The organism is Bradyrhizobium sp. SSBR45G (assembly GCF_030159255.1).
Lineage (GTDB): Bacteria > Pseudomonadota > Alphaproteobacteria > Rhizobiales > Xanthobacteraceae > Bradyrhizobium.
The window spans coordinates 16,710-35,664 of the sequence record NZ_BSCT01000037.1; the positions used below are offsets into that span (position 1 = coordinate 16,710).

The 18,955-nt window shown below is 65.6% G+C and carries 20 protein-coding genes; 8 read left to right on the forward strand and 12 right to left on the reverse strand.

Annotated elements, in window-relative coordinates:
* Window positions 1-17 precede the first annotated feature (17 nt).
* Window positions 18-260, forward strand: coding sequence for a hypothetical protein (locus QQL87_RS30390; protein ID WP_284422742.1), 243 nt, complete (start codon window positions 18-20; stop codon window positions 258-260).
* 335 nt (window positions 261-595) lie between these two features.
* Here the strand turns inward: QQL87_RS30390 and QQL87_RS30395 are convergent, their stop codons facing one another.
* On the reverse strand, window positions 596-1,045 hold the full coding sequence (locus tag QQL87_RS30395; protein ID WP_284422743.1) for a Rieske (2Fe-2S) protein: 450 nt from the start codon (window positions 1,043-1,045) through the stop codon (window positions 596-598).
* A gap of 191 nt (window positions 1,046-1,236) precedes the next feature.
* Between QQL87_RS30395 and QQL87_RS30400 the strand changes: the two genes are divergently transcribed.
* Window positions 1,237-1,878 (forward strand): glutathione S-transferase family protein, encoded by a 642-nt coding sequence (locus QQL87_RS30400; protein WP_284422796.1) that lies wholly within the window; start codon window positions 1,237-1,239, stop codon window positions 1,876-1,878.
* A gap of 232 nt (window positions 1,879-2,110) precedes the next feature.
* Here the strand turns inward: QQL87_RS30400 and QQL87_RS30405 are convergent, their stop codons facing one another.
* Together QQL87_RS30405 and QQL87_RS30410 are read right to left on the reverse strand one after the other, a co-directional pair.
* Window positions 2,111-3,829: an ATP-binding protein gene (locus QQL87_RS30405; RefSeq protein ID WP_284422744.1), complete on the reverse strand. Its 1,719-nt coding sequence runs from the start codon at window positions 3,827-3,829 to the stop codon at window positions 2,111-2,113.
* 156 nt (window positions 3,830-3,985) lie between these two features.
* On the reverse strand, window positions 3,986-5,596 hold the full coding sequence (locus QQL87_RS30410) for a flavin monoamine oxidase family protein (protein ID WP_284422745.1): 1,611 nt from the start codon (window positions 5,594-5,596) through the stop codon (window positions 3,986-3,988).
* 147 nt (window positions 5,597-5,743) lie between these two features.
* Between QQL87_RS30410 and QQL87_RS30415 the strand changes: the two genes are divergently transcribed.
* The 6 genes from QQL87_RS30415 (at window position 5,744) to QQL87_RS30440 (ending at window position 9,681) form a co-directional block, all read left to right on the forward strand.
* Window positions 5,744-6,148, forward strand: a complete 405-nt coding sequence (locus QQL87_RS30415; RefSeq protein ID WP_284422797.1) for a nuclear transport factor 2 family protein — start codon at window positions 5,744-5,746, stop codon at window positions 6,146-6,148.
* Between the two features lie 163 nt (window positions 6,149-6,311).
* Window positions 6,312-6,692: a hypothetical protein gene (locus tag QQL87_RS30420; RefSeq protein ID WP_284422746.1), complete on the forward strand. Its 381-nt coding sequence runs from the start codon at window positions 6,312-6,314 to the stop codon at window positions 6,690-6,692.
* A gap of 2 nt (window positions 6,693-6,694) precedes the next feature.
* On the forward strand, window positions 6,695-7,213 hold the full coding sequence (locus QQL87_RS30425; RefSeq protein ID WP_349817305.1) for a hypothetical protein: 519 nt from the start codon (window positions 6,695-6,697) through the stop codon (window positions 7,211-7,213).
* A 91-nt stretch (window positions 7,214-7,304) separates the two neighbouring features.
* Window positions 7,305-7,466, forward strand: a complete 162-nt coding sequence (locus tag QQL87_RS30430; RefSeq protein ID WP_284422748.1) for a hypothetical protein — start codon at window positions 7,305-7,307, stop codon at window positions 7,464-7,466.
* Between the two features lie 48 nt (window positions 7,467-7,514).
* Complete coding sequence (locus QQL87_RS30435) at window positions 7,515-8,105, forward strand: cysteine dioxygenase family protein (protein WP_284422749.1); 591 nt, start codon at window positions 7,515-7,517, stop codon at window positions 8,103-8,105.
* Window positions 8,062-9,681, forward strand: coding sequence for a rhodanese-like domain-containing protein (locus QQL87_RS30440; RefSeq protein WP_284422750.1), 1,620 nt, complete (start codon window positions 8,062-8,064; stop codon window positions 9,679-9,681). The genes QQL87_RS30435 and QQL87_RS30440 overlap by 44 nt, the downstream gene beginning before the upstream one ends.
* Before the next feature lie 240 nt (window positions 9,682-9,921).
* Here QQL87_RS30440 and QQL87_RS30445 read toward each other — a convergent pair whose 3' ends face one another.
* The 9 genes from QQL87_RS30445 to QQL87_RS30485 all read right to left on the reverse strand — a co-directional run bounded on the left by QQL87_RS30445 (window position 9,922) and on the right by QQL87_RS30485 (window position 18,948).
* A complete protein-coding gene (locus QQL87_RS30445; protein WP_284422751.1) occupies window positions 9,922-10,074 on the reverse strand; it encodes a hypothetical protein in 153 nt (50 codons plus the stop codon).
* A 15-nt stretch (window positions 10,075-10,089) separates the two neighbouring features.
* Window positions 10,090-11,562 carry a putative sulfate exporter family transporter gene (locus tag QQL87_RS30450; RefSeq protein WP_284422752.1) on the reverse strand — a complete coding sequence of 491 codons (1,473 nt, stop codon included), beginning with the start codon at window positions 11,560-11,562 and terminating at the stop codon, window positions 10,090-10,092.
* Between the two features lie 232 nt (window positions 11,563-11,794).
* Window positions 11,795-14,164 (reverse strand): ATP-binding protein, encoded by a 2,370-nt coding sequence (locus QQL87_RS30455; protein WP_284422753.1) that lies wholly within the window; start codon window positions 14,162-14,164, stop codon window positions 11,795-11,797.
* On the reverse strand, window positions 14,161-14,517 hold the full coding sequence (locus tag QQL87_RS30460) for an Hpt domain-containing protein (protein WP_284422754.1): 357 nt from the start codon (window positions 14,515-14,517) through the stop codon (window positions 14,161-14,163). The genes QQL87_RS30455 and QQL87_RS30460 overlap by 4 nt, the downstream gene beginning before the upstream one ends.
* Before the next feature lies 1 nt (window position 14,518).
* Window positions 14,519-15,799: a PP2C family protein-serine/threonine phosphatase gene (locus tag QQL87_RS30465; protein WP_284422755.1), complete on the reverse strand. Its 1,281-nt coding sequence runs from the start codon at window positions 15,797-15,799 to the stop codon at window positions 14,519-14,521.
* A gap of 8 nt (window positions 15,800-15,807) precedes the next feature.
* Entirely contained in the window at window positions 15,808-16,446 is a 639-nt protein-coding gene (locus QQL87_RS30470) for an ATP-binding protein (protein ID WP_284422756.1), read from the reverse strand.
* A 6-nt stretch (window positions 16,447-16,452) separates the two neighbouring features.
* A complete protein-coding gene (locus QQL87_RS30475) occupies window positions 16,453-16,752 on the reverse strand; it encodes an STAS domain-containing protein (RefSeq protein WP_284422757.1) in 300 nt (99 codons plus the stop codon).
* Window positions 16,753-16,761: 9 nt separating this feature from the next.
* On the reverse strand, window positions 16,762-17,886 hold the full coding sequence (locus tag QQL87_RS30480) for a methyl-accepting chemotaxis protein (protein WP_284422758.1): 1,125 nt from the start codon (window positions 17,884-17,886) through the stop codon (window positions 16,762-16,764).
* Window positions 17,887-17,889: 3 nt separating this feature from the next.
* Complete coding sequence (locus QQL87_RS30485; RefSeq protein WP_284422759.1) at window positions 17,890-18,948, reverse strand: protein-glutamate methylesterase/protein-glutamine glutaminase; 1,059 nt, start codon at window positions 18,946-18,948, stop codon at window positions 17,890-17,892.
* Between the last annotated feature and the right edge of the window lie 7 nt (window positions 18,949-18,955).

The following is an 18,955-nucleotide window of genomic DNA, read 5'->3' on the forward strand; positions in this document are numbered from 1 at the left end:
CCAAGGTGGAGAACGACATGTCGAGTGAAGGCTTCTTCGTGGACTGGGATGGCAATCTGCGCAGCGCCGGAGACCCCGGCGGCGGCTATCTGTGCGACATCGACACGGTCGCACGCTATGTCGCGGTGACGACCAAGAACGGCACGCTGGTGCACGAGGCGACGTTCTTCAAGTCCCAGGCCGACGTCGAAAAGGCCGGCATCAAGGCACAGCTGGTGCCCGGCAGCCACCCCTGGGGAAAGAAGGCGGATGGGTTCTAGCGACACGGACGGTCCACTCCCTCTCCCCGTTCTTACGGGGAGAGGGTTGGGGTAAGGGGCAGCCGCACGGGTAGTACGAGTTTGAACCCGCGGACTCGCGACACCAGATCCGGGGAAAGCTGGACAGCATCGCAGACGCGCGCTCAAAATGCGCAGGCGTCTATTCTCGTAGCGAAGTCTGCCCGTGTGGCCGCCCCTCACCCCAGCCCTCTCCCCGTAAGAACGGGGAGAGGGAGCCGACCGGCCAAGCCTCGATAGCTTATAACATCCTATTTTGGACGAGAGCAGTTCAGTGAGAAGCAGGCGGGGCTGATCCAGAGCAATGAGTAATATGCTCAATCCGGATGGATCATGATCTCCATCGTCTCGTCGAGATCATCGAAGGAAGCGGGAAAGCTGACATCCTCGACCAGCGCGACGCCGCACAGGCAGACCTCGCCGTCGATGACGGCGAGTGCGATCGGCTCCAGGCTCTGGCCTTCACAAGCGCCGGCGTGGCAAAGCCCGGTGTCGATCTCGAACGTCGCACCGTGACGGCCGCAGCGGAGCAGCGTCTGGTCCGCATTGAAGAACTGGCCGCTGCCGATGTTCAGCCATTTGCCGTCATGCGGACAGCTGTTGACATAGCCGACGAAGCCGCCCGACGCGGTGTGGACGATCACGATCGGATACGGCCGCGCCTCGCCATTGTCGCCGAGCCGCGACAGGCTGAACGGCTTGGCCTCGCCCTTTGCGATGCTCGTGGTCGGACAGATGACGAAGACTTCCGGCTCACGTTCCGTCATGCGGCGCTCCCTGACAATGCGACGGGAGCAGCGGGACGGTGGCGATGTCTCCTGTCGCAAACCTGACGGCGGCGGCCCGGATCGTCGAGCCACGGCGCGTCACTCTCGAAACTGCTCCGATCCTTGCATGAAGCATGCCGTGCGCTGACGAGCGCACGCCCGATGTCGGCTTGGAGACACTGATGGCCGCGATGAAGTTCTACATGACTCCCGGATCATGCTCGACCGGCATCCACATCATTCTCGAAGAGCTCGAGGAGGTGTTCGAGGCCTACATCGTCAACCTGCCGGCCGGCGACAATTTCAAGCCGGAGTATGTGGCGATCAACCCGAAAGCGACCATCCCGGCCCTGGTGCGCGGCGACGGCAGCGTGCTGACCGAGGTTCCGGCGATCGCCTACTGGCTCGGCCGCTCGCGGCCGCGGGCGAGGCTCTGGCCTTCCGACATCGAGACCGAGACGCGGCTGCTCGAAGCCATGACCTACATCGCCGGCACCGTGCACGGCCACGGCTTCGCGCGCATCTTCGCGACACCGACCTTCAGCCGCAATGAGGCCGATCAGGAGTCGGTGCGCGCGCTCGGCCGCAACATCGTCGTGAAGGGCTTTGCGATCCTGAGCCGGATGCTCGGCGAACAGCCCTATCTTGGCGGCGCGTTCTCGGTCGCCGATCCGATCCTGTTCTATGTCACGTTCTGGGCCGACAAGACCGGCATCGCGTTGCCGACCAACCTGCTGGCGCACTACCGGCGCATGCTGGCGCGCCCGGTCGTGCAGCGCGTGCTGCGCGAGGAGGGATACAATCCGGCGACGCTGGGAAAGACTGCCGAGTAGCGGCGTCTGCAGTCATGGGACGTCGAAAGAGACTGAGGTCCCTCCCCTTGTCATTCCGGGGCGCGCGTAGCGCGAACCCGGAATCCATGCCTGCCATATCACGACGGCCTGTGGTTATGGATTCCGGGCTCGCGCTACGCGCGCCCCGGAATGACGGGCGGAGAGAGACGTCGCGACCGCGGACGCATTGATGTGCGGGCAGACATTTCGTCAAGCGCAGGAGCGCTGCTTCCTACTCCGCCGCCTCCGCCAGCTGCTCGTGATCGCCGAGGTCGATGCCGCGGAAGATGGCGCAACGGCGGAAGACGTCGATGGTTGGGTGCACGCTCCTGTGGTGGCAGTATTTGGCGACCAGCTTGGCCAGTCCCTTGATGTCGCGGCCGGAGGCGCCCGGAAAAGTCTCGACCAGCAGCTCGATCAGCGCCGGCTCGACCTTCAGCCCGAACTGCTCGCACATCACCCGCCAGATGCGGCCGCGCGCTTCGGCGTCCGGCGCCTGGAACTTGATCAGCGCAATGCAGCGCGACACGATCGCTTCGTCGATGTCGTCGATGCGGTTGGTGGTGAGGAACAAGAGCCCGTTGAAATATTCGAGCACGCGCAGGAACACGCCGACGACGGCGTTCATCGTCATGTCGTCCTCGCGGCGCTTGATGTAGACGTCGGCCTCGTCGATCAGCATGACAGCGCCCCAGCGCTGCGCGCGCGTCAGCGCGTCCTTCAGCGCACTCTCCATCGCCGCGACGTTGAGGCCGAGCTGGCCGGAATGCACCCGGTAGAGCGGCCGGCCGATGATCTCGGCATACACCTCCGCCGTCAGCGTCTTGCCGACACCGGGCGGGCCTGCGCACAGCACGGTGGTGCCGCCCGATTTGCCGGCGACGATGTCGTCCATCAAGAGATCCATCTCGGCGGTGAGGATGTCGATCAGGTCGGTCTGCTCCTCCGGCAGAACCAGCTTCTGCTTCAGCTCGGGCTGATAGGCGTAAGGCGCTATGTCGTCGGCGTGCACCCAGAGATAATGGTGCAGATCGAGATGGAACATCAGCATATAGGGATGGACGGGGATCCTGCAGAACACGCCCTTCGGAATCGCCGCCTTGGATTCCTCGACCTCCTGCTCGGCATCGTAGAGATTGCTCTTGGCGGCCTTGCGCAGATATTGCCCGAGAATGTCGCCGGTGACTTCGAGCGTCAGCGCGCGCTCGGTCAGGATGCCCTCGTCGTTGACGAGCCGGGCGCTGCCGCCGCCCGACGACAGCACGATCACGTCCTTGCGCGACCAGTCCATGTCGCGATGCGACGAGTTCGGATCGTCGGCGAAGAAGCCGATGCCGCGACCGGAGAACTGCGCGCCGTAGCGGCCGCGCCAGGCGAAGTAGCGCTCGGCGGTCTCGTCATAGGCTGATATCAGCTCCGGCGTCTCCTTGAGAAATCCCTTGGCAGCGAAGATCTCCGCTACGGTCTTGCCGACGATGTCGCCTGTGGAGATCCGCAAGGTCGACGTCGTGATCGCGCCCTTGGCATTGGCCTTGAGCTCGATGAAGACACGGCCGGCCTCATCGTTGGATGGCGCGGTGTAGTCGAGCCGCGTTACGACGTAAGGCAGCGGCCGGCTCGCGACATTGGCGGTGAACATCCAGCCGCGGATCGCGCCCGAGATCAGATAGCGCGCGATCGCGGGCAGCACCGATTCCAGTTCGTGCTCCGAGAAGCGCGTGCCGGACTCGCTGAAAGCGCGCTGCAAGGTCGCGATATGCGCGGCGCGGGCGTGCCATTCCGGGCCGGCTTTTTGATAACTGTTGCGCAGGAAGTCGAGCTCGGCGCTCGCGAGCTGCGCGAGGTTGACCTCGACCTTGTCGCCGAAGCGCAGCTGCTCCATGAGAGAGGCGAGATGCGGAAAGGCCGTCGCCATGGCCTCAATGGTCGGACGTTCGATCTGCAGCTTCATCTGAGCTCACTCGATCTTTGCTTGGCCATCCTTCGAGACGCCCGCCTGCGGCGGGCTCCTCAGGATGAGGATCTTGTTGTGGCGCCAGTATCGACCCGCATGGTGAGGAGCGCCGCTTGCGGCGCGTCTCAAACCATGAGGCCACCTGGCCAGCGATCACGACGGCACTCCCGTCGGCTGCCGTCGGGTTGCCTCGGCCTTGGCCAGCAACAGGCGGTTGGCGGCGAGCGAGAACTCCTGCCAGGCGGCGGCGATGTCGCGCAGGATGGTCTGCACATAATCCTTCGACGGCTTGTGCTCGAACGGGAAGTTCGACAGCGCGCAGGAGGTGCGGTTGAAAGCGACGGCGTCGTCGAGCAGCGACTGCATGACGTCGCGGAACGGCTTCTGGATCTCCGGCATCAGAGCCGAACGCCCGCGCTCGACGGCGACGTCGCGCAGGTCCAAGGTCAGGGCGTCCAGCACCTGCAATGCGGCCGCGAACACCTGCTCCATCGCGCCGAGAACGGCGAGCTGGGTCAGCTGCTCGCGCTGTTGGGTGGCGAGGCTGCGATTGAGCCGCTGCCGGTAATCGTCGAACGCCGCATCGCGTTGCGCGGCGACCCACGCGCCGAACCAGGCGAGGCTCGCCTCATTGCCCGACAGCCCCTCGCCGATCGCAGCCGGCGGACGCGCGCCCTCGGTCGCCGTGCGCGCGATCGCACGCTCGATCCGCCTGGCAGCATTCAGCGCGCCTTCGAGATAGCCGGCCGCATGGCTCGCCGTCTCCGCGCCGCCGAGATGCAGCCGCCCTTCCCACAGCGCCCGCCGCAGCATCGGATTGGCGATCTCGCTGTGCTCGCCGCGCGGCGTGGTGCGATCCTGCGCACTGCAGGTGAACCGCTCGGCCGCCCAGTCCTGATAGTGCTGCTCGCCGCCCTCGAGCGCCGAGCCGAACAGCTGCACCATCTGGCTGTCCATCAGCAGCGGCAGGCCGACGGCGAAGGCCTCGCGCAGATCGGGCGGAAAGGCGAGGAAGCCGCCGAGCGCGGCGCGGTCGCCACCTTCGTCGCAGGCATCGAAGATCTCGCCGATGACGGCCTGCTCATGGCTGACGAAGGCGTTGCCGGACTGGCCCCTGTCGCGCCAATGCGCCTGGTCATAGGCGATCACGACCTTGGCCTGCGCCGCCATCCAGGTCTCGGCGTTGCGCATCGCCTCGAAGGTCGCGTCATCGAGCGCCGGAAAGAAGCCGACATGGTCGGCCAGCAGCCGCGGCGGCAGCGCCAGCACGGCGCGCCTCGCCTCGATCGCGACCGATTCCGTCGCGGTGGCGAAGATCAGCCGCACATGCGTGCCGCAATCGACGATGCGCGTCAGCTCATGACCGAGATGGATGCAGGACCGCGGCAGATCACGCGCCAGCGCCTCGATCAGACTCGTCATGCCGCCGGAAAGCCGGCGCGCGCCCTGATGGATCGGCGGCCCGCTGATCTGCTCGGCCGCCTTGTCGGCTTCGTTGAGGTGCAGAACGGTCCCGTCATCGTGCTGGGCAAAGTCGGACAGCCCGAGCTCCGCGATCAGGCCGGTCAACAGCGGCTGGGTCTCGGGCCAGAACCAGGTCGGGCCGAGATCGAGCGCCAGACCCGCGTTGCTCCGGGCTGACAGGACGCGCCCGCCCAGGCGATGTCGGGCTTCGAACAAGGCCGTCGGACCACCGCGCTGCTGCAGGCTGCGCGCGAGTGCCATTCCGCACAATCCACCCCCGACAATGGCCGTTTCGAGCATGACAAGACCCCGGATATTGCGTTGCATTGGCGTGTTGATGCCGCTTTGACTGAGTCCTGCAAGAAGCTTGCAAGTTTTGCGCAACGCCGTGATGTGAGGTTTCAAACACTGCTTGATTTTCGCAGCAGCATGGCTCACGCCATCAGCATGAGTGATGAGAGCGCGATCATTGCCGCGAATGCGGCCTTCTATGCCGCCTTCGCCGCCGGCGACTTCGCCGCGCTCTCCGCTCTATGGGCCGATGGCGACGGCATCTCCTGCATCCATCCAGGGTGGCCGGCGATCGTCGGTCGCGCGGCCGTGATCGGCAGCTGGCGCGACATCCTGAGCAACCCGGCGCGTCCGCAGATCGTGTGTGCGGAACCCCACGCGATCGTCGATCGCGATCACGGTCACGTGGTCTGCATCGAGCTCGTGGACGGCGCCGCGCTCGCCGCCGCCAATCACTTCGCGCGGATCGGCGGCGCCTGGCGGATGGTCCATCATCAATCCAGCGCGATCGCGCAGCTGATTTCCCCCGACGACGACGCGGACGGCCGCAGCCTCCACTGATCTCGCCACATCTGGCACGAAATTTGATCTGCAGTCTCTCACCGGCAGCGATGTCGGGGATTGTTGATTTTCGTCGCGTCGGATTCGGACCAAATCCCGTCTCTGCGCGAGGTGATCAGCACGCTGCGACCAGCATCGTGCAGACATCGACGGGAGACACGAGATGGCCCGCGTTCTGACCGCCTATCTGAAGCGCAACGATGTGCCGACACGCACAGCGTTGCAGCACGCCATCACGCGTCTCCCCTTCGCGCTGACGCTCGACGACGGCTATGTCCCGCTCGAGAGTTCCGGCTACCTGCCCTGCACGCTGGACGGCGAGGACGCAGGCTTCGATCTGCGTTTCACTGACGTCGCGGAACAGCGGGCCGACGCCTGCGATGTGGCGATGACTTTGAAATGGGGCGGCGATCCGCGTGAGGAGGCCGCAGCTCTCGCGGTCTGTGCCGCGCTGGCCACGAATTTCGGCGCGATCGTGCAGCGCGACGGCAAGCAGCTTTCACCCGACCACATGCTCGAACAGGCGAAGGGAGCCCTGGTATGAACATGACGGCTCCCCTTCAACCGACCGCGATTCACGCCGTCCCGGCCGAGCTCTGCGACTGCGGCTTCCGGCTGCTGATGATCCGGCAGTTCAACGTCGGCGCGGTGCCGCCGGCCTTCGCCATCATCGATCAGCGCGTGATGCGCATGCCGCAGCGGCTCGGCCGCCATGGCGTGTCGTTCGCCGCGACGTTCCTGCCCGAGGTGATGTCCTGGCTGATCGATCATCTCGGCCGGCCCTCGCTGCATGACGAGACCGGCCGCTCCTACCGCAATCCGCGCTGGCCTGTCGTGTGCTGGCATGATCAGGAGCGCTACTGGCCGAGCGGCGCTGTCACGGTCGAGTGGTACGCCGAGGTCGCATTCCAGGATCATGCCTCCTGGATGGCGTTCCGCACGCATTGGCACGACAGCCTGATGGGCCGCAATTGCGATGCGGATCCATCAGCCGGGGAAGCCGAGCAGCGCGATGAAGCTCATCCGGAAAAGGAATTTGCCGACGACGCGCTCCAGCAGGCATGATCTGCCAAATTGATGCAGAGCCGCGCCCGGCTCTGTTCGATGCCGGCCGGTGCGTGTTAGTTCATGGTGATGAAACGACGCGGAGGCTGTCATGCGCTACGTCTCATGGTTCGGAGGCTGGCTCGGTCATTTGCTGACGCAGCGGCGGGCTGATGCCGGCGCCGCCGGACGCAGGCGCGACGTCCGGCCGTCGGCCGCCGAGCTGTCCAACGAAGACCTGTTCTATCTTGCGATGCTCGGCCCTCACGTCTGAAGGCCGGCGTCTCCGCCGCAAGCATCCCCGACACGACACGAGTTCGACATGACCGATATTGCGCGTCTCCGCGACTTCGTCGCCGATACGGCACGCCTCGTCGCAAGCACCACGGATGAATCCGTGCTGCTCGCCGCTCTGGCCCCCAAGCTGAAGGCGCTGGTCACGCATGACGACTGGCTGCCCGACGCCTATGCCCGCGCCGACGGCGAGCGCTACCGGCAATATCTGCTCTATGCCGATCCGCTCGACCGGTTCTCGATCGTCAGTTTCGTCTGGGGCTCCGGCCAGGGCACGCCGGTGCACGATCATCGCGTCTGGGGCCTCGTCGGCGTGCTTCGCGGTGAGGAAGTCTCGGTGGGCTATGCCAGTCAGCCTGACGGCAGCTTGCGCGCGGCCCCGCCGGAGCGGCTGCGGGCTGGACAAACCGCCGCGGTATCGCCACAGATTGGCGACATCCACGCCATCTCCAACGGTCTGGCGGACCGTTCCTCGCTCAGCATCCACGTCTATGGCGGCAATATCGGCCGCATCCGTCGCGCGGTGTACGATGCGGAGACCGGCGCCGCCCGCGACTTCATTTCCGGATATTCGAATGACAGCGTCCCTAACCTCTGGCCCGACCGCACTGCCGCCTGACGATCTCGGCATGATCACGCCGCACGAGTTGCGGCGGCGCTGGCGCGCGGGCGAGGAGGTGGCGCTGCTGGATGTCCGCGAGGAAGGTCCCTACTCGCTGTCGCACCCGTTCTTCGCCGTGTCGCTGCCGCTGTCGCAGATCGAGCTGCGCGTCCTCGACCTGATCCCGGGGCTGACCACGCCGGTCGTCGTCTATGACGACGGCGAGGGCTATGCCGCGCGCGCGGTGCCGCGGATCCGGGCGCTCGGCTACAGCGACGTCTCCGTTCTCGACGGCGGGCTGTCCGGCTATGCGCGTGTCGGCGAGGTGTTCCGCGACGTCAACGTGCCGAGCAAGGCGTTCGGCGAGCTGGTCGAAGCCATCCGGCATACGCCGTCGCTGTCGGCGGACGAGGTCAAGGCGCTGATCGAGCGCGAAAGCAATCTCGTCGTGCTCGACGCCCGTCGCTTCGAAGAATACCGCACCATGAGCATTCCGCGCGGCGTCAGCGTCCCCGGCGGCGAACTGGCGTTCCGGGCGCGCGAGATCGCGCCATCGCCCGACACCACGATCATCGTCAATTGCGCCGGCCGCACCCGCTCGATCATCGGCACGCAGTCGCTGATCAATGCCGGGCTGCCGAACCGGATCTACGCGCTGCGCAACGGCACCATCGGCTGGACGCTGGCCGGCCATCAGGTCGAGCGCGGCCGAACCGCGCGTATCCTGGAACGGCCGCAGGCGAGCTACGCGACGGCGCTCGCCGACGCCAAGGCCTGGGCGGAGCGGGTGGGCGTCAGCGTGCTCGATGCCGCGACCTTTGCGCTCTACCAGGCCGAGGCCGATACGCGCACGCTTTACCGTCTCGACGTGCGCACGCCGGAGGAATATGCCGCTGGCCACCCGGCTGGCTTCGCGTCGGCGCCGGGCGGCCAGCTGGTGCAGGCGACCGACGAATGGGTCGGCGTCCGCGGCGCGCGTCTGGTGCTGTTCGACGACGACGGCGTGCGCGCGCGCATGACGGCATCGTGGCTCAAGCAGATGGGTTGGGACGTGTCGATCGTCGGGCCGGACGTCGCGGCCCCATCGGAAACGGCGCCGCGCGCGGCCCGCCGAGCGTCGGTGCCTGATGTCGGCGCCGCCGCGATCGGCGTCGCGGAGCTCGCCGCGCAGGTGGACTCATGGACGATCATCGATCTCTCGCGCAGCCCGAGCTACAAGACCGGACATATTCCTGGCGCACACTTCGTGCTGGCGTCACGGTTCTCGTCGGATCTCGCCAGGCTGCCCGGCCGCGGGCCGATCGTGCTGACCAGCCATGATGGCGCGGAGGCGGCCTTCGCACTCGCCGATGCAGGGGCCGCCACGACGCGGGAACTCCGCGTCCTCACCGGCGGCACTCAGGCCTGGACGGCTGCCGGCCACGCGCTGGAGACGGAGCGGCACGTGTGGATATCGACGCCCGATGATGTCTACAAGCGGCCCTATGAGGGCACCGACAACGCCGCCGAAGCGATGCAGGCCTATATCGACTGGGAGCTGCAGCTGGTTGCGCAGCTTGCCAACGACTCCGTCTCGAACTTTCACGTCGTGTAGTCGGATGATTGTATGGTGGGCAACGCGATCTTCGCGAAGCGAAGGCCGCGTGCCCACCATCTGGTCCACAGACTCTCGCGAAGATGGTGGGCACGCGACGCCTGACGGCGTCGCTTTGCCCACCCTACGTTCGAGTCCGTCATTGCGAGCGCAGCGAAGCAATCCAGGGCCACAGCAGGATTCTGCATGGCTACGCCACCTTCGGGCACTCGCAATGACGGCCGAGCTGGAAAGCCTAGCTCACAGCTGCACTGGAAACAGGTGATTGATCGCGACCAGGATCACCAGCAGCACGATGCCGAGGCTGAGGCTGTAGCCGATCAGCTTCTTCTCGATCGGCAGCAGCGGCTCGACCTCGCGGGACGCCTCGGTCTTGAACTCGGATGATGACATGGTAACTCTCCCCGATCAGCTGGCGAGCGGCGGCTTGAAGCCGCTGAAGAACAGCCAGGAAATCAACAGCCCCACCCAGATGACGAAGCCGAACAGACTGACCACGTAGACGGCGGCGAGCTTGGCGAAGCCGTCCTGCCACAGCTTGCGGAAGTCGGAGAGCACGCCGATCGAGAAGAAGGTCAGGATGAAGAAGATCACCCGGAACACGTTGGCCTCGTTGGCGGCGGCCGGCAGCGCCTTGGCGATGTCTTGCGACGTGCCGGTCGCAAGCCACAGCGAGATCGCGAACACCGCGACGAAGCCGAGGATGAATTTCGGGAAACGCTCCCAGATCTCGCCCACCTTGGCCCTGTCGCTGCGCGGCGTGATGTGGTTGGTCCAGATGTAGCCGAGGATGAACGCCCAGATGCCGATGAAGATGTCGATGAACACCTTCACCGTGGCGGTCGTCGCCAGAATCCAGCCGGGCTGATATTTGATGCCTTCGGCCGCGGCCTTGGCGAGGATCAGCGACTCCGTGATGCCGCCTCCCGCAACCGCTGCACCATCCGTCTTGATGGCAAGCCCCATCCAGGCGCCCGCGACCAGCGGCTCCTGCCACAGGAAGGTCTGGGCCAGGAACGGCAGGATCAGGATCTCGACCACGGCGAAGACGACCACCAGCGACGACACCAGGATCGGCACCGATGGGCGCGCGCGAATTGCACCGCCGGTCGCGATCGCAGCCGCAACGCCGCAGATCGAGATGCCCGAGGCGAGCGGCACCGACCATTCGCGGCTGAAGCCGAACCATTTGCGGGCGACGAAATACACCACCGACCAGTAGATCAGATAGGCCTCGATGATGGCGGCTATGCCGCGCAGCAGGATCGACGAGGCGAGATTGAGCCGGCCGGCCGCGGTCACCGCGATGGTCGCACCGAGGATCACGATCGCGATCTTGATGTACAGCTCCGGGCGGATTGCCTCCTTCAGCCATTCGGCGAAGCGCGGAAACACATTGGCGATGACGAGGCCGGATGCCAGCGCGACGATGAAGCCGCCTTCATTGGTCAGCTTCAGCGACCAGGAGATGCCGAATTTCTGCTGGTCCGCCGGCGTCACCACGGCGATGTAGGCATAGCTGCCGACGATCCAGCTCGCATAGGCGATCGCGAACACGATCGTGAAAGCGAGCACGAAACGCTTGATGTCGCCGCCGAGGGCTGCGACGCCCGCGGTCAGCACGACCAGCAGGGATGCATAGGTTGCAGCCAGCGCGCCCAGGCCGCCGAGGGCGGCGTAGCCCTTGGCGACCGGCGCCAGCGCCTTGCCGACATCGGTGTAAACCGCGGTGGTGACCGCCCAGCCGAGCAGGTCGATGCCGCCGAGACTGAACAGGGAGAGTGCGAAGACGAGCACGCCGAGCACCAGCGCCAGCCAGTCCTCCGTCAAGCTTCCCTTCGAAACGGCCCGACCGGCCGAGCTGATGGCAACATCCGACATCGATCTTTCCTCCCGCGCGACGCGCCGCGCGGCCAGCGCCAATGATGTCGCCATCAAAGTCGCGTCGTGAGAAAGTCGCAATCTTACAGAATTTTTTTCTTCGCCAATGCGGGAGCACAACTTCATTTCGCAGCAGGCCGAATGTAGCAAATTCTTGCTTCCGAACTCCTCGCAGGCCCGTGAGGACGATTCCGCTCTCGTGCGGCCCGTGATTGCCGGATGCGTGGCGGCTTCAGGACACGAACATCTCGAGCTGGCCGGCACCGCCCGGCTGCAGCGGCGGGGCATCCGCATATTGCGGCAAGACACAGCGGCGGATGGCGGCGAACAGCAGCGGCGGCTGGATCGGCTTGGTCACGTAGTCATTCATTCCGGCGGCGAGATAGGTCTCGCGCTGCCCGACGAGCGCATTCGCGGTCAGCGCGATGATCGGAACGTAACGCTCGGGGCCCGGCAGTTGCCGGATCGCCCTGGTCGCGGAGATGCCGTCCATCTCCGGCATCTGCACGTCCATGAGGACGAGATCGTAGTGCTTCTCGGAGACCGCCGCGACGGCCTTGGTGCCGTTGACCACAATGGTCGGCCTGAAGCCCTGCTTGACCAGCAGGCTGTGGATCAGGGTCGCGATGATCGGGCTGTCCTCGGCGACGAGGATCTCGAGCGGCCGGTCGATCGCCAGCACGACCGGCTCGGCCGGAAGCGCCAGAGCCTCGCCGCGCCGGCACTTGGCCTCGAACCAGAACCGGCTGCCGCGGCCCGGCTCGCTCGCAACGCCGATGCTGCCGCCCATGATGCTGCAGAGCTGCTTGCAGATCGCAAGGCCGAGACCGCTGCCGCCATATTTGCGAGAGATCGACGTGTCGGCCTGCACGAACGGATCGAAGATCTGGGCCTGGATCTCCGGCGACATGCCGATGCCGCTGTCGATGACCTCGATCCTGAGGTCGACCGTGCCGTCTGCCTGCTCACGGTGCGAGGCGAGCACCTCGATCGAGCCGCGCTCGGTGAACTTGATCGCGTTGCCGACCAGATTGAGCATCACCTGGCGGATGCGGGTGGGATCGCCTTCGAGATATTGCGGAAGGCCGGGCGCGAAGCTCACCTTGAGGTCGAGGCCCCGCTTTCTGGCCTTCTCCCCCATGAACGAGACCGCGCTCTCGACCAGGTTCGGAACGTCGAAGTCGATGCATTCCGACTGCAGGCGCCCTGCCTCGAGCTTGGAGAAGTCGAGGATGTCGTTGATCACGTCGAGCAGCAGGTCCGCCGACTCCTTGGCCAGCACCGTGTAGCGCTTCTGCTCCTCGGTGAGCGAGGTGCCGCGCAACAGATCGACCATGCCGACCATGCCACTGAGCGGCGTCCTGATCTCGTGGCTCATGATCGCGAGAAAGTCGGACTTGGCGCGGTTGGCAGCTTCGGCAGCGTCACGCGCGGCGCGCAGCTCGGCCCCGGTCGCCTCGAGCTCACGCTTCTGTCCCTCGAGATCGGACCGGATCGCCTGCACGTCAGCGAGCTTCTGCTCGAGTTCGGCCTGAACTGTCTTGAAGGCGGTGATGTCCGTCACCAGGCAGACCGTCCCGCCATCGGAGATCCGGTGATCGACACTCTGGATCCAGCGACCATTGAGCTCGCGATGCTCGATCATGCGGCTGCCGCCGAGATGCCAGGCGCGCTTGCGCGCGAGCCATTCCTCGAAGCGGTCGCCCTTCGAGCGGATCAGGCCGTGATCATAGGCCTGCCGCATCAGGTCGCTGAACGAGACGCCCGGCCGCATCAGCACGGACCATCCCGGGAACATCTCGCGAAACGTCGTGTTCGACATCACGAAGCGATCGTCCTTGTCGAACAGCACGAAACCGTTGGTCAGCGACTCGATCGCATCCATCAGCAGCAGCCGCGCCCGGTCTGCGGCGATTTCGGCAAGCTTTCGTTCGGTGATGTCCTGGACGATGCCGAAGCGCGATTGAGGTTCCCCCGCAGAAGCACGGTTCGAGTCGGCTTCGATCCTCAGCCAACGAACCTCGCCGTCCGGACGAATGATGCGGAGCTCCTGAATGAACGCGCATCCGGTGGCGCGGGAGCGGTCACGCGCGCGCACATAGGTGCCGACGTCCTCCGGATGAACGATCTCCAGAATCTTCAGAAAGGAGACACTGGCTTCTGGTTCAAGTCCGAAGATCTCGAACAGCTCTTCTGACCAGATGGCGAACTCGCCACTCTCATCCGACATCCAGTGACCGAGGCGGCCGATCCGCTGCGCATCGTTCAGCAACCGCGTCGTCTGCGCGAGCTGCTCGTTCTGGCGCGCCAGCACGCTCGCCAGCGAGAGGGCGTGCCGATTCTTTCGGATCAGCATCGAGGTCAGCACGATCATGACCATGACGGCAGCCACCGCGAGCATCAATACCGACGTGAGCCGATCCTGCTGCAGATCTGTCAGCAGCTCGACGATCAGGATCGAGCCCGCCGCAGCCACAGCGGAGGCGATCAGCGCTGGGTATGACAGCCTGCCCGGCTGCGCGCCCGGCGACTGTTGCTGCTCCGCCGCCACGGCATTGGCGGGCTGAGGCGAGGAGGTCTGGCTCGAAGCAGGCTGCGTCATGCCCGCTCAACCCATCTCGCGAGCTCGTCGGCCGTCGCCGCGACGGTCTCGCACAGGACGGGAAGGCATGCCTCGATCTCGCCGGAGGTGGTCAGGTCGAGCTCGATCCTGCGCGCGATCTCGGCAAGCCGAGCCGCGCCGAAGCTCGAGGCGGATCCCTTCAGGACATGCGCCGCCCTGCAGACCTGCGGCAGATCGCCGGCCGCGAGCGCGGCCTTGATGGCGGCGAGCCCTTGCTCGGCGGCGGACGGAAGCTGACCGAGCATCGCCCGCAGCTCGTCCGGGTCGAGCGCGGCGCGCAGCAGATCCAGTTGATCCTGATCCATCAGCGGGACGTCGGAGACGATCGTCACGTCATCGGCCTCCGCCAGGCGAACTCATCGCCAGCTGCTTCGCGGCACGATCGCACGAGGCCTGGTCGTCGCGGCGCGGGCTCGCGCGCCGATCGATGCAGACGATCGTGGTGTCGTCGGGCAGCGGGGTGCCCTCGGTGATGCCGGCACAGCCGCAGAGCCGATCGATCACCTCCTGCGGCGTCAGCGCGGGCCCACACGCATTGAGCGCCGCCAGCAGCCCGTCATCGCCGATCCGCTCTCCCTTTGCATCCGGAAACTCTGAAATGCCATCGCTGAACAGCAGCAGCAGCGAGCCGACCGGAAACTTGCGGCGCGAGGTTCGATAGCGCACGCCGCGCTCGACTCCGAGCGGAAATCCACTGCTGTCGCAGAGCCGCGCGCGACCATCCGTTCCCTGGACGAGAATGGCCGGCGGCGCGCCGGCGGACGCACATTTCAGCACGCCCGCGCGATGATCGACGACGACGTACATGAAGGTCGCGAATTGTCCGACGCGCAGCAGACGGACCAGGCGCTCGTTCAACATCGACAACAACGCGCCGGGGTCGTCGTGCAGCGCCTTGTATTCGTGGATCAGCGCATGCAGGCGGAACGTATTCAACGCTGCATTGACGCCGTGGCCGGTGAAGTCGGCGAGGAAGATTCCAAACGCGCCGTTGCTGATCGGCAGCATGCCCCAGAGATCGCCGCCGAGCTCCGAGGACGATCTGTTGTAGCTGGCGATCCTCAGGTCCGCCGTACGTGCCGCCCATTGCAACGTGATGGGATCCGGCAGCAGCTCGACCTGCATGCGACGGGCGGCGTCGAGCTCCCGCGAGATGCGCTCGCGATAGTCACGCAAGGCGCGCAGCGAGTTCCAGCGTTCGAGATGCACCACGACGCGGGCAATCAGCTCCGACGGATTGATCGGCTTGGACAGGAAATCCGAAGCGCCTGCCGAGAACAGCTCGCCCATCTTCTTGCGATCGACCGTCGCGGTCTGCACCAGGATCGGTGTATCGGCGAAATCGGCCTGGACACGGATCTGGCGACAGACGTCCAGCCCGCTCATGTCCGGCATCTGCATGTCCAGCAGCAGCAGGTCAGGCCGGAAGCGGCGCAACTGCTCCATCGCCGACAGCCCGCCCTCGGCAAACGCGATGTTGGTGAATTTCTGCGCGCGCAGCACGCCGGCGACCAGACGCCGGCACAGCGGATCATCGTCGGCGATCAGGATCCGGGCATCCACAAGACCTTCCGGCACGACTCGCTCGTCGGCCGCGGACTCGACAATGTCCATGACCGGGCTCATCGCTGAAACTCCAGGCGAACCGTCGTGCCGCCGTTGAGCACCGTCACACGATCGGAGAACACCTGCAGGATCTCCAGCCCGCGTCCCGATGCGCCGTCTTCCGCCGCGGGACGGACGCCGCTGTAATCGTAGCCGTCGCCGCTGTCGCGGATCGTGACCTCGACCTCGGACGCGGTCCAGGCGGCGTCGATGCGGATCGCGGCGCCGCCGATCTCGGGCGAATCCAGCTTGGATTCGATGATCGACTGCGCTGCGATCAGGCCGTCGAGACTGCCGCGCAATCCGCCGTCGATCCGCAGATTGCCATGAAGGACGGCATTCATCAGCGCCTCCTGGGCGGCGCTGTAGATCCTGATTCTCAGATCCTCCGTCAGCGGCAGCCGCGTCCGCAGCGCGTCGACGAACGTCTTGACGACCGAGTGGCGATACGCCGAACGCGTCGTGACGACGAGGCTCAGGCGGTCGGCGGAGAGCCGTCCGATGTCCGGACCGCCACCGCAGCCGTCGAACAGATCGGCTTCGACGCACTGGTGCACGGGCCGTGCAAGCGCCGCTTCCAGCGTCTGCTCGGAGACGCCGTTCCAGTACGACACGAACGCGTCGGCCTCAATCTGCTCATCGACCGACAGGCACATCGGAGATCACTCCTCCACCTTGAAGAGCGTGTTGAACCTGGTGACCGTGAACATCCGCTTCACCTGCCCGATCGGATGGCGCAGGATCAGTTCGCGATGGCTCTTCTTGGCCTCGTCCCGCGCCAGCAGCAGCATGCCCAGTCCGGCGGAGTCGATGAAGTCGAGCTTCGAGAGGTCGATCACGACGGCCCTGCCCGGAGCGGCGAAGATCTCGGTGACCATCTCTTTGAACGGAATATGGTCGGTGAAGGTGAACTCACCGCTCATCGCGATCTGTCCGCCGGCGCGGTCGATGTGGATCTGCATGCATACCTCCTAGAATAGCTCGACCGTTCCGGTCTCCGACGGAGCGGCAACGTCATCGCGGTGATCGACCGGCTTCCCGCCCTCGAGAATCTGCGCAACGAACCGCGCCCTCAGATCGCCCAGGGTGAAACGATCGAGCATCGTCTTGACCCACTCATTGTCGCCCGGGGTCTCGAGGACCGGTCCATCGAGCGCGTCCGCCGTCGTCGTCTTCAACTCGTCAAGTGCCTGATCCACCACGTGCAACGTATCGACGACGTGCTCGAGCCGCTGCCGCGTCCGGTCCTGAAACTGGATTCCGGTGACCATTCCGGCGACGTCGGCGGAGATCACCTCGGCCTCCTTCATCGCCTCGCCCACCACGTCGGTCAGATTGCCACTGCGCTGGATCAGCGCATTCATCAGAACCTCAAGCCGATCCCTGGCCATGAGATTCTTCGACATGTCGACGGTGGCGACCCGCTGCAACGTCGCATGGCCGTTGGCGATGCCTTCGGTCACCGCCTTGAGCTCGGTGTCCATGTCGACCGACAGACGCTGCGTCGCACCCGACAGCTCCCGGACCTCGCCGGCGACCACCCTGAAGGCCGCGCCGGCCGTGCCGGCGCGCTCGGCCTCGATCCTGGCGTTGAGCGCCAGCATGTTGGTCACCTTGTTGATCTTGTTGAGCTCCTCCATGCAGCTGTCGACGCGGTTGACGTTGGCGTTGAGCTCGCTCAACGCATAGACCATCGACATCGCGTCCTTCGACAGCAGGAGAATCTTCTCGACGACGTCACTCAGGGTTTCCTCGAGCAGGCCTGCGATCCGGTCGATCCCCACCGCCTCGCCGTCGACCTCGATGCCGATGGCCAGCCTGCTCAGGCTTTCGACACGCTGGGTCTGCTGCTCGGCGCAGACGGCCAGGCGCTGAAAGCGACTGCTCAGGCTGTCCGCTTCCGTCTCCACGATCGCGGAGGTCTGCTGGATCTCGCCGACGAGCGTCCTGATGACGCGCTGCTGCATCCCAGCGAACGCGATCCAGCGTCGCATCAGTTCGTCCTGCTTGCGCTGCGCCTCAGGGGCGGGCGCCGCTGGCGGCTCCGGATTTGGCGGCTTTGCCGCGGCTGCGCTGCTCTGCTTCCAACCGAACATGGATTAAACTCTGACCCCGCGCGCAGCGAGCGATTCACACCGCTTCAGGACGTGATCGGCAATCTTGCCGATCGGCAGCTCGATCTCGACGGCGCCGCATTCGCGCGCCGCCTTCGGCATTCCGTAGACGACGCAACTCGCCTCGTCCTGGCCGATCGTCGGCGCTCCAGCCGAGCGCATCTCCATCAGACCGAGCGCGCCGTCCCGTCCCATGCCGGTCAGGATGACACCGATCGCATTTGGCCCCGCGGCATGCGCCACGGACCTGAACAGAACGTCGACCGACGGCCGATGGCCGGAGACCGCCGGCTCGTCGTGGACGCGGCAGACATAGTTCGCGCCATTGCGTCCGAGCTCCATATGGAAACCGCCCGGCGCGATATAGGCGTGACCGGGCAGCACCCGCTCGCCGCTGACGGCCTGCTTGACCGTGACCGCACACAGCTGATTCAACCGGTTGGCGAAGGACGCGGTGAACATCGCCGGCATGTGCTGGGTGATCACCGTGGCAGGCGTGTCCGAGGGAAACGCCATCAGCAGCTCCTGCAGCGCCTCGACGCCGCCGGTGGACGCACCGATCGCGATGATCTTCTCGGATGAATTGTAGGACACGCCCGGCCGCTGGATCGGACGGACCTGCTCGCCGGAGCGGGGACGGATCTTCGCCAACGCCGCCGCCTTGACCTTGCCGACGATCTCGCTGCGCATTGCCGGCAGCCCTTCGACGAGCCCGACCACCGGCTTCGCCACGCAATCAACGGCGCCCATCTCCAGCGCGCGGATGGCCGTGTCCGCCCCCTTCTGCGTCAGCGACGAGATCATCAGGACGGGCATCGGCCGCAGCGTCATGATCTTGTCGAGGAAGGCAAGACCGTCCATGCGCGGCATCTCGATGTCGAGCGTGAGCACATCGGGGTTGAGAGTCTTGATCATGTCACGCGCCACGATCGGGTTCGGCGCGGTGCCCACGACGTCGATCGCCGGGTCGCTCGATAGAATCTCGGTCAGGATCTGGCGCACGAAGACGGAGTCGTCGACGATCAGAACGCGGATGACACTCATGCTGCTG

Coding starts and splice junctions, on each gene's coding strand:
- QQL87_RS30390 (WP_284422742.1), top strand. CDS start 18: ATGTCGAGTGAAGGCTTCTTCGTGGACTGGGATGGCAATCTGCGCAGC.
- QQL87_RS30395 (WP_284422743.1), bottom strand. CDS start 1,045: ATGACGGAACGTGAGCCGGAAGTCTTCGTCATCTGTCCGACCACGAGC.
- QQL87_RS30400 (WP_284422796.1), top strand. CDS start 1,237: ATGAAGTTCTACATGACTCCCGGATCATGCTCGACCGGCATCCACATC.
- QQL87_RS30405 (WP_284422744.1), bottom strand. CDS start 3,829: ATGAAGCTGCAGATCGAACGTCCGACCATTGAGGCCATGGCGACGGCC.
- QQL87_RS30410 (WP_284422745.1), bottom strand. CDS start 5,596: ATGCTCGAAACGGCCATTGTCGGGGGTGGATTGTGCGGAATGGCACTC.
- QQL87_RS30415 (WP_284422797.1), top strand. CDS start 5,744: ATGAGTGATGAGAGCGCGATCATTGCCGCGAATGCGGCCTTCTATGCC.
- QQL87_RS30420 (WP_284422746.1), top strand. CDS start 6,312: ATGGCCCGCGTTCTGACCGCCTATCTGAAGCGCAACGATGTGCCGACA.
- QQL87_RS30425 (WP_349817305.1), top strand. CDS start 6,695: ATGACGGCTCCCCTTCAACCGACCGCGATTCACGCCGTCCCGGCCGAG.
- QQL87_RS30430 (WP_284422748.1), top strand. CDS start 7,305: ATGCGCTACGTCTCATGGTTCGGAGGCTGGCTCGGTCATTTGCTGACG.
- QQL87_RS30435 (WP_284422749.1), top strand. CDS start 7,515: ATGACCGATATTGCGCGTCTCCGCGACTTCGTCGCCGATACGGCACGC.
- QQL87_RS30440 (WP_284422750.1), top strand. CDS start 8,062: ATGACAGCGTCCCTAACCTCTGGCCCGACCGCACTGCCGCCTGACGAT.
- QQL87_RS30445 (WP_284422751.1), bottom strand. CDS start 10,074: ATGTCATCATCCGAGTTCAAGACCGAGGCGTCCCGCGAGGTCGAGCCG.
- QQL87_RS30450 (WP_284422752.1), bottom strand. CDS start 11,562: ATGTCGGATGTTGCCATCAGCTCGGCCGGTCGGGCCGTTTCGAAGGGA.
- QQL87_RS30455 (WP_284422753.1), bottom strand. CDS start 14,164: ATGACGCAGCCTGCTTCGAGCCAGACCTCCTCGCCTCAGCCCGCCAAT.
- QQL87_RS30465 (WP_284422755.1), bottom strand. CDS start 15,799: ATGGACATTGTCGAGTCCGCGGCCGACGAGCGAGTCGTGCCGGAAGGT.
- QQL87_RS30470 (WP_284422756.1), bottom strand. CDS start 16,446: ATGTGCCTGTCGGTCGATGAGCAGATTGAGGCCGACGCGTTCGTGTCG.
- QQL87_RS30475 (WP_284422757.1), bottom strand. CDS start 16,752: ATGCAGATCCACATCGACCGCGCCGGCGGACAGATCGCGATGAGCGGT.
- QQL87_RS30480 (WP_284422758.1), bottom strand. CDS start 17,886: ATGTTCGGTTGGAAGCAGAGCAGCGCAGCCGCGGCAAAGCCGCCAAAT.
- QQL87_RS30485 (WP_284422759.1), bottom strand. CDS start 18,948: ATGAGTGTCATCCGCGTTCTGATCGTCGACGACTCCGTCTTCGTGCGC.